The sequence below is a fragment of the Kineococcus siccus genome (assembly GCF_009906795.1).
Classification (GTDB): Bacteria; Actinomycetota; Actinomycetes; order Actinomycetales; family Kineococcaceae; genus Kineococcus; species Kineococcus siccus.
On the sequence record NZ_JAAALN010000362.1, the window covers coordinates 1 to 2047 of the forward strand.

The window sequence follows — 2047 nt, forward strand, 5'->3', positions numbered from 1 at the left end:
GGGGTGGGGCGGCGCGCGCGCCCGGGCCGCAGCGCGACGACGTCGAGCAGGCCGACGAGGGCGGCGGCGGCGAGACCGAGCAGCGCCGCGCCGAGGATCGCCGCGTAGAGCCGGCCGGGGGAGGACGTCGCCTGCTGCGCGTACTGCAGGAGCAGGCGCCCGATCCCGCCCCGGGTGCCCGTCGAGATCTCCGCGACGATCGAGCCGACGACGGCCTGCGCGGCGGCCAGGCGCAGCGCGGGCACGAGGAACGGCAGGCTCGCGGGGACCCGCAGCCGCAGCAGCGTCTGGCGCGACGTCGCGGCGAAGCTCGTGAACAGCTCCGCCGACGCCGCAGACGGTGCCTGCAGCCCGCGCAGCATGCCGAGGGCGACGGGGCAGAACGCGAGGTAGGCGGAGATGACGACGACCGACATCCACGGCTGCCACGACAGGGTCGGCGTCAGCTGCAGGCGCCCGCCCCAGCCCGAGATGAGCGGGGCGATCGCGATGATCGGCACGGTCTGGCTCAGGACGACGTAGGGCAGCAGGCCGCGCTCGACGAGGCGGAACCGCTGCATCGGCACGGCGAGGGCGATGCCGACGACGGCCCCGAGCAGCCAGCCTCCGAGGGCCATCCGCAGCGTCCCCCCCGCGGAGGCGAGCACGGCGACGCCGACGGTGCGGGACCCGGGCACCGCGACCTCGGGCTCGCCGACGGTGCGCAGGACGTCGAGGACGCCGGGCATGGACCGGGGGTCGGCGCGCGGCAGGACGCGCTGCCCGCCGACCTCCACCCCGGCCTGCGGCCCGAGCGCCCGGTAGAGCTCCCAGAGGGCGAGCAGGACCAGCACACCCAGCAGGGCCATCGCGGTGCGCCGCAGGGCGCTGCGGACGCGTGATCCCCCCTCGCCCGCGGGGGCCGGGGCCGAGACGGCGATCTGGGTGGCGAGGAGTTCGCTCACGTGGGCACGCCCGGCGGGGGCGGCGTCACGAGACGGCCGTCGCGGTGGTCGCGAGCGCGGGCAGGACGTGGTCGGCGTAGGCCTGCAGCGTCTGCTCCTTGGCGTCGTGCTGGAGGTACACCGCGAACTGGTCGACGCCCAGCGCCTCGAGCTCGCGCAGCCTCGCGACGTGGGCGGACGCCGGCCCGAGCAGGCAGAACCGGTCGACGATCTCGTCGGGCACGAAGGCGACGTGGGAGTTCCCCGCGCGGCCGTGCTCGTTGTAGTCGTAGCTCTCGCGGCCCGCGATGTAGTCGGTGAGGGCCGCGGGGACGCCGCCGTCCGCCCCGTAGCGCGCGACGATGTCGGCCACGTGGTTGCCGACCATGCCGCCGAACCACCGGCACTGCTCGCGCTGGTGCGCCATCGACGCGGAGGAGTCGTCGCCCACGTAGGCCGGGGCGGCCACGCAGATCTTCACCTCGGCCGGGTCCCGGCCGGCGCGCTCCGCGGCCTCGCGGACGCTGCGGATCGTCCAGGCCGCGATGTCGGGGTCGGCGAGCTGGAGGATGAACCCGTCGGCGACCTCCCCGGTGAGCTGCAGCGCCTTCGGGCCGTACGCCGCGACCCAGACCTCGGTGCGGTCGCGCGGGCCCGTCTCGGGCGCCCACGGCAGCCGCACGGTCTGGCCGCGGTGCTCGACGGCGCGGCCGTTGGCGAGCTCGCGGATGACGTGGACGCTCTCGCGCAGCGTGGCGAGCGTGGTCGGCTTGCCGGCGAGGGTCCGGACGGCCGAGTCGCCGCGGCCGATCCCGCAGATGGTGCGGGGGCCGTACATCTCGTTGAGCGTCGCGTACGTCGACGCGGTCACCGACCACTCCCGCGTCGCGGGGTTCGTCACCATCGGCCCCACGACGACCTTGCGGGTGGCCTGCAGGATCGCGGAGTGGATGACGTAGGGCTCCTCCCACAGCACGTGGGAGTCGAAGGTCCAGACGTGGCTGAACCCGAAGTTCTCCGCCTGCCGCGCGAGGTCGATCACCCGGGCGGCCGGGGGAGTGGTCTGCAGGACGACGCCGAAGTCCACGGTCGATCTCCTCTCTGGTCGGGGTTCAGCGGGGGGG

2 protein-coding genes are annotated in these 2047 nt (G+C 75.3%); both read right to left on the bottom strand.

Translation table 11 applies throughout. The features are described 5' to 3' along the window. Positions 1 to 944 (bottom strand): ABC transporter permease subunit (locus tag GTR02_RS24790; RefSeq protein WP_205709780.1); only part of this gene is annotated, 944 nt, incomplete at its 3' end. 25 nt (positions 945 to 969) lie between these two features. Next, positions 970 to 2010, bottom strand: coding sequence for a TIGR03842 family LLM class F420-dependent oxidoreductase (locus GTR02_RS21415; RefSeq protein WP_166609489.1), 1041 nt, complete (start codon positions 2008 to 2010; stop codon positions 970 to 972). Between the last annotated feature and the right edge of the window lie 37 nt (positions 2011 to 2047).